Source organism: Prevotella sp. C561 (genome assembly GCF_000224595.1).
In the GTDB taxonomy this organism is placed as follows: Bacteria; Bacteroidota; Bacteroidia; order Bacteroidales; family Bacteroidaceae; genus Prevotella; species Prevotella jejuni.
Genome location: NZ_JH114159.1, coordinates 27,068 through 33,975, shown reverse-complemented (window position 1 = coordinate 33,975; position 6,908 = coordinate 27,068). Strand labels below are relative to the sequence as shown.

General features: G+C 34.6%; 7 protein-coding genes and 1 pseudogene. 1 reads left to right on the top strand and 7 read right to left on the bottom strand.

The window, feature by feature from the left end; all coding sequences use genetic code 11:
- Nucleotides 1-789 precede the first annotated feature (789 nt).
- The 7 genes from HMPREF0666_RS18515 to HMPREF0666_RS14890 form a co-directional block, all read right to left on the bottom strand.
- Nucleotides 790-924, bottom strand: a complete 135-nt coding sequence (locus HMPREF0666_RS18515; protein WP_255346435.1) for a hypothetical protein — start codon at nucleotides 922-924, stop codon at nucleotides 790-792.
- 222 nt (nucleotides 925-1,146) lie between these two features.
- Entirely contained in the window at nucleotides 1,147-1,524 is a 378-nt protein-coding gene (locus tag HMPREF0666_RS17725; protein WP_009013209.1) for a hypothetical protein, read from the bottom strand.
- A gap of 180 nt (nucleotides 1,525-1,704) precedes the next feature.
- Complete coding sequence (locus HMPREF0666_RS14910; RefSeq protein ID WP_009013207.1) at nucleotides 1,705-2,019, bottom strand: hypothetical protein; 315 nt, start codon at nucleotides 2,017-2,019, stop codon at nucleotides 1,705-1,707.
- A gap of 1,073 nt (nucleotides 2,020-3,092) precedes the next feature.
- A complete protein-coding gene (locus HMPREF0666_RS14905; RefSeq protein ID WP_232214131.1) occupies nucleotides 3,093-3,407 on the bottom strand; it encodes a hypothetical protein in 315 nt (104 codons plus the stop codon).
- A gap of 859 nt (nucleotides 3,408-4,266) precedes the next feature.
- Nucleotides 4,267-4,392 (bottom strand): hypothetical protein, encoded by a 126-nt coding sequence (locus tag HMPREF0666_RS18510; protein WP_255346439.1) that lies wholly within the window; start codon nucleotides 4,390-4,392, stop codon nucleotides 4,267-4,269.
- 58 nt (nucleotides 4,393-4,450) lie between these two features.
- Nucleotides 4,451-5,251 carry a PoNe immunity protein domain-containing protein gene (locus tag HMPREF0666_RS14900; RefSeq protein WP_009013205.1) on the bottom strand — a complete coding sequence of 267 codons (801 nt, stop codon included), beginning with the start codon at nucleotides 5,249-5,251 and terminating at the stop codon, nucleotides 4,451-4,453.
- A gap of 370 nt (nucleotides 5,252-5,621) precedes the next feature.
- Nucleotides 5,622-6,365, bottom strand: a complete 744-nt coding sequence (locus HMPREF0666_RS14890; protein ID WP_009013204.1) for an ankyrin repeat domain-containing protein — start codon at nucleotides 6,363-6,365, stop codon at nucleotides 5,622-5,624.
- 221 nt (nucleotides 6,366-6,586) lie between these two features.
- Between HMPREF0666_RS14890 and HMPREF0666_RS18275 the strand changes: the two are divergent.
- A pseudogene (locus tag HMPREF0666_RS18275) lies at nucleotides 6,587-6,877 on the top strand (helix-turn-helix domain-containing protein); the annotation flags it as partial.
- Between the last annotated feature and the right edge of the window lie 31 nt (nucleotides 6,878-6,908).

The following is a 6,908-nucleotide window of genomic DNA, read 5'->3' as shown; positions in this document are numbered from 1 at the left end:
CATTAAAAATCTCCAATTGTTCTGAGCTTTTAAAGTCTCTTCCTGTCATTATGTCATTCTGTCTGAGAACTTTAAAAATCTCCAATTGTTCAGAGTTTTCAGTCTCTTCTTGTCATTATGTCCTTCTGTCTGAGAATATTAAAAATCTCCAATCGTTCAGAGCTTTCAGTCACTCTATGTCATTATGTCTTTCTGTCTGAGAACATTAAAAGCATAGTCCATTCTGTCCCCTCTGTCTTAGTGCAATTTGCGTAATTCGTAGTTCTTTGTAGATAGTTGTATAGTATAGTCCATACCAGTTTTATTCCCATGTGCCATTATATCATCTTTTAATATGTCATTCTATTTATGGATAGTCCGTCTTTGTACCACTCAATTAAACCGCCGTATTTGTATGTCTGTGGAACTCGGTATGAGTATGAAAAGTCTCAACAAAAATGTAATGAAAGGTAGGAGTTAATGACGAAGGTTATATACATGGTTCACGTCTGTAATCTGCATTAAATCAGTATGTTGTGAGTAGTAGTGGAGAAGACGCCTAATAAGGTGCAAGAAGAGCGTTAACAAGCGTCAAGAAGGGCGTGTTCTTGAAGGCAGAAGGGCGTCATCTTGAACCATAAAAAGTAAGTATTGGATATGGTATATGCGATAAACTTTTACAAAAACAAAAGTAGGGAAAGAGAAAAAAGGGAGTGGTTGTAGTAGGGTCTCGTCTCGTCATCCTCATACTGACAAAATTGATGGAAGGGGATGAAGTCAAAGATGCAACGCTTATCTCAATAGTACTCGCTAAGATATCCACCCATAGTCCTGTACTATCCTATCCAAAGAGTAGTTCAGTATCAGATGAGTTTTATAAGAAAACACCTTTTTGGCATAAGCCTGTGGCAGTTCCTTGACGGATGAGCGTTGTATCAGTTCCAACTTCTTCGACTTTGGCTGCGTAGCTTTCTACCAGTCAATCAACGGTAGTCTTTCTTTTTCTTCCATCCATTTCCTGCTAACTTTTATGGCAAGTTATATTATTTTACCCATTTCCAAGAACGATACATTATTATAACCTTGGCTTTCACAAAATTCTTTTTACACGTTTAGTACACAACAAAAAACCAGAGTTTGTAAGGGAAAATATGTCAAGATCGCCAATTATATCAGAACTAAAAAAAATCCTTTTCCTACCTCTCTTGTTATGATAACTCCCCCTCTAAATTCAGCAACTCCTGTTATTTCTTCTATAGCTCGTTCGCTTCTAACAATAGTACTTTGAGGAAGACAATCTATCTCCCTTGGACTATAAAAAGCAGTTAAAGGAATAGTCTCTTTGGGTAACCATTTTATTCGTTTAATATTCTTTGTCTTTATTTTTTTGGTTTCGTTGAACCTTAAGGGTACACTTTTTAGCTCTTTGAATTTTCCTCTTAATTGCTCAAAAATGATACCTTTACAAACATTTATAGCTCCACAATAAATGCAATCTCCTATTTTAGCTCCACCACTACACCAATCATCCCACCAAACATCCATGGTGTTAACCTTCTTAATAATTTGTCAATTACTTGGTCGAAGAGTCGCAAAGCCATCTTTTCCCACATAACTTGATATATTATAGATTTTCATTTTATGCATGTAGGCTTATATCTATCTGTTCCAATTCTTTTGTATTCTTTTTTTATTGGCAATAGTAAGTCAATCATAGTAATACTATTACCATAATCTTGAGTCCCTATTAACTATTTGCATTATACCTGTCCTTATATTGATATAATAATCTGCACCTAACCAGTTATGAGCTATAATTTTCTCATGATCAACATAAACAATATCTGTAAAAGGCGAGTCTAATGAAGGATTTACATCTCTTATTTGCCATATTAACTCCCCTTTTTCATTTTCTCCAACTATGTTTCTATTACATTTACATTTAGTTGGAACATCATATAATTTAATAATTATAGAATCAAAACATATTTCTTTTTTTAGATCAAAGTCTTTTACACTTGCTTCTTGAGGGTTGGCCATGTTTTGTATATTTATATTGTTAATAATAACGCTTAATCTTTTTGTTTTCTGAAAGTCTCATCAAGGATGCGTTCCCGTAATTGGAATTGTTTTATGTTCATATCTACACCGCTAAATTCTGGGAGAGGAATAGTCTTACCAACCCTCATTCGAGTTCTGTCTGATACCGTTACTGTTGAAACAGGGGGATAAGGAGTTAGACAGATTATGCTCGGTATTGAATTGTTCGGGTAACAAGGCATGATTTGCAGTATCAGATATCTTATCCAAGAACTACACTTATTGTCAGTATAACAATCTCTTACAAAGATTTTTTTGTACGTTGTGGTAAATTCTGTTACCTTTGACTTAGAGTGATATCGTGGTGAATAGTCTGACGTGGATTTATTGTATCAAGTTTCTGTAGAAGGTGAATATTATCACCCAGATATATGACTTTTCATAAAGTACTCGCTCATAATGACGGACTTGCCGATGTGGAGAGCGGCCAACAGCTGTATTCAACATTGCTGCGCTTCCCACAATCAATGATTGTAATATATGAATAGACACTATCATATCATAAATTCAGTCTGATGCAAACTAACTTTTATGCTATTTCCCCTTTCTTTTTTATTTACAATAAACTAAGTACCTGATGTTTATAAGATTAATAAGAAGAGGCAGTTAAGCTGTTTCAGATACCCAGCTGATTGAAAGTTCTTATCTATGTGATGGAACAAAGAAAAAGTAACATACACATAATCAAAATCGTAAAATTACTTCAAGTGATTCATCAAGAGGGTGTCATTTTTCATAGAGCGTCAGATTGTAGCCTCATCATTCCACCCAGTGCCTATACAGATGTTTTATATGTTCTAATACTGGATTTACAATTTCAGTTTGATTACTAATCTTTACCGTACCGTTGTCTATGCCAACCAGAATCTGATATATCGAAACTACTTTTCCTTTTTAGAATGGCTCCAAGCCCATGTCAAGGGGCTGGTTTTAACCTCCTCCGTGTACAACATATTAAAATGTCTACCGAGTATATCATCTCTAAAAAATGGCAACTCAGGAATAATGTAAGATTACTTTTCTAACATTAATAGCAATTCCTCTTTCGAGCTATTATAAGGTGGCCTCCATGTCTTTACTTCTTGCTCTATGATTTCATCATATTCCTCATTCGAAAATTGCTTTTCCATTGCAATCTGAAGAATGTATCTTATATGAGCTAATTGGTCTAGAGTCTTATTCTCTCTAAAACCCAATAACAGAGCTAAAGCCGTCTCTTCTATCCCATAGAAGCCAGACGCAATCTTATCTATATAACCTATAGTAATATTAAGAGTGGAGAGTATCTCTTTATATTCTTGTTGATTTAATACTAAGTTACTCATCATTTATAACGTTTTATAAACTTTGTTGTTTTAATTTCTAATTCAACGTCGCTTTTAATAATATATTATTCAGTACCTAAATTATTTTTTCTAAATTTAAGACGACAACTATCTATATCATTTTTCATGTGATTAGGGGTGATATTTTATATTTCTGTGTGACATCTGCCACACTTAAAGGATACCTTTAGCTTTAACAACAAAAATAGTATTTGGGTTACTTACAATTATATTTAATGTCTCTTTGATTCCTTTAGATCCTTTTGTTATTCGAGTAATATTGTAATCGGATAATAGTTCATCTAAATAGGTCAACCCAAGTATTGGATCAAGAATAAATCCATACAATGTAGGATTATTTTTCACTAACCCTATCGGGTTTTGGTTGATGTATTTGGCTATTTCAGTATCGTAATATCTGAGTCTGTTATTGTGGAGGCATATCTCATCATCGTCACACTGACCTAACTGACAGAAAGAAATGGAAATACAGACACCCTTACAGTTACGATATTGTACAATGAGTGACGGAGGTGTAGCTTACAGATTCCTGATAACTCATTTGTGACAAACGATTTGTGTATAAATTGCTAATGGAAATCGCAAACTATCTCTGTCGCTCCACGCCGCAACAGTGCGTGACTCCTATTGCATTGTTGTAATAATCCCCTATACTCTCCATCTCTTTGTGTGACATTTCGTCAGAGACCTAAACGTATACATATCATTATCACTCCATAATTCTGAAGAGCCTTTTACGTATCTTATTTCAACAAATAGAGGAACATCCCATTGTTTTTTATCAATCTCTTGAATAGTTCATCAAGAACTTAGCTTGACGCTGTTATTAATTTTCTTAAATCTATGAACGAGACCAACTGTTGTCTGGTCCGGCATTACCCACGCTGATATTTTCAGCAGAGAAAGTCATTATGATAAACATCGGTGCCTCATTGTTTACGTCATGAGTTTCTTTGAAATGAACAATGTAAGTATTCTTGTGCTATTTTATTTGAAACAGTTTTATATACAAGCTGTTACGTTGGCTACTCCTCTGTGGTTATTTCATTGCCCTCCCAATGCACCATATCATAGGGATAATACGGATTATCCTTCAGATCGGAGTCGTCGATGTTCATTATCTTTGCAACAGCTGCAACCTCCCACGCCCAATAGCCTCGGTAACAGTTCTTTTTCAAATGACTATTATACCAAGGTGCATTTTTGTTTAGGTTATACCATTTCCCTATATAGTCTTCAAGTACTTTCTTTGCTTCTTGTGCATCTGATATCTGTGTTAACTTGAAAAGTCCTTTGTACAACTTAGGAAAAGCAAGCTTGTCTGCATACGCTTGCTTCTCATCTTCTTTCAATCGAGAGTTCAGTATAAACCAAAGTAACTGGTCAGGAGTCCAGTCTGCAGGCTTTGCCTGCTCGTCCATTCGCTGAACATAATCAGCTAACTGTTTAAAGTTTTCATTTGAAATGTTCAATAAAAAACCTAATGCTACTCTATTTAAGATATCAAAATACATTGGCTCATTCGATTCAAAACCAAGTAAAAAAGATTGTAATGATACTATATATGTTTCCCGTAATTCCTTAATCTTAACTCCCAATGAATATGTTATTTTTAGTAGATTCATATAGCTATCTGCTATTGCATAATAAATATATGAATTAGAATCATTCTGATTACCTTTTGAAATAATCTCGTTGCGTTGCTTTATTACTTCTTTTTCTTCGGATAGTAACTTTTCAAAATGGTTCTTATTTTTTATTTTATCCCTGATAGGTTTACCTTGTTCCTGCTTAGAACGATTAAAGAAAAAATTAAATAATCTCATAATTTATTTTATTTAAAACGATTTAAACAACATCTGCCATATAGGTTACTATTCAATCTACACTGGTTTTATGTCATTGGATTGCAGAATTCAATATGCTAATTGTGTTTCTGTGCTATATAATTACATTTTATGATAAGAAGACATAGAAAAAAAGAACCAAATACAAAGATAAATTAAATTAACGATTAGAATAATTCTTAAAGTTCCTTCCATTAAGTCTTGTCTCATTTTCTTCTTGGAGAATTTCACTTCTTGTATAAACTTTTTGTACTTTACTTCAACTAAATTTATTTTATAGATGCCAATAACATAAAAATATATCAACAATAAACCTCTTCATCGATTTCTTATTTTCAGATGGTGTTGTTTAGCTCTTGGGATGGTAAGGAAACTTAACTCCTCGTTGCTCAAGTCTGCGTTTTACTTCCTGAGCCATCTTTCCGTTCTGAGAATCAAGGTCAAACCCTTCATCATAATAATCCTGTACAGCAGAGGCAACATTAAAATCAGGGTCCTCACTTGCCATAGGATCTGCTCCTATGTCTAATAAAAAAAGTACCATATTCCAATTATAAATAGTGGCCTGGCTACAGACGACAGAGGTCTTAGTCATGCTGAAATTTAGATTTATACCATGTTCCACGAGATATTTGATTTTTTCTTTTCCCTGGCTTTTATCTCGAACAGAAGAGCTGAGAGGACTAATATAGGTCGTATCGTTTACATTAGCACCATATTTTATTAAGAGTTTCATATATTTGATATCATAAGCAGGATACCCAGAATATTCAAGGCATACCCCTGTGTTTTGCTCATCATTCTGTCCTTTCTTATGCAAATTTGGATCTGTAAAGAATTTGCTATGTATATTAGGATTTGCACCATTTTTCAACAACAATTCCATCGTGTCGTAATTCATCGTTAACATGGCATAATAAAGGTAAGTCATGCCGCCCCTACCGATGCGATTCAGATCAAAACCGTTATCAATCATAGATTGTATAGAATGAAGATCGCCATCATAGATAGCAGTCGCCATCTTTAATTCTTCACCTGTCGTGAAATACAACTGTGGTTCAGGAGCTTTTATTTTATATGATTTCTTAAACATAGAGCTACAGCTTGTTAGTAACATCAAAATTAGAATTGTAATAACGCAAGTTCAACATAGAACTGCAATCCCAAGTGCTGGTGTAGCTTAATAATCTATACCTGAAAACACCGAGGGGTTTGGGGGCGAGAAGCCCCCATGAGAAGAAAATCAACAAGCAATGCATAAAAATAAGAAAGGGAGACCTCTGTCTCCCAAAGATTAATTAATTTTGCATTGCAATGTACAAACAATTAACCTCGGAGCAAAGGTACACAATTTCTGTGCTACTCCAAAATAGAACGAAACAAAAAGATATTGCCAAGGCGATAAATGTAAGTGCAAGTACAGTGTCTCGTGAGATAAGACGTAATAGTGGAGTCAGAAGACACTATAATTGGGAAACTGCCCAAGCAAATGCAGTACAAACAAGGCGCAGAAAGCCAGGCAATCGTTCAGTCGACAAGGATGTCATGGAAGAGGCGAAGTGCCTTCTTATTACTGAGCAATGGTCTCCAGAACAATATCTGGTGTAATTGGCCAAGGACGGCAAGTATATTAGCC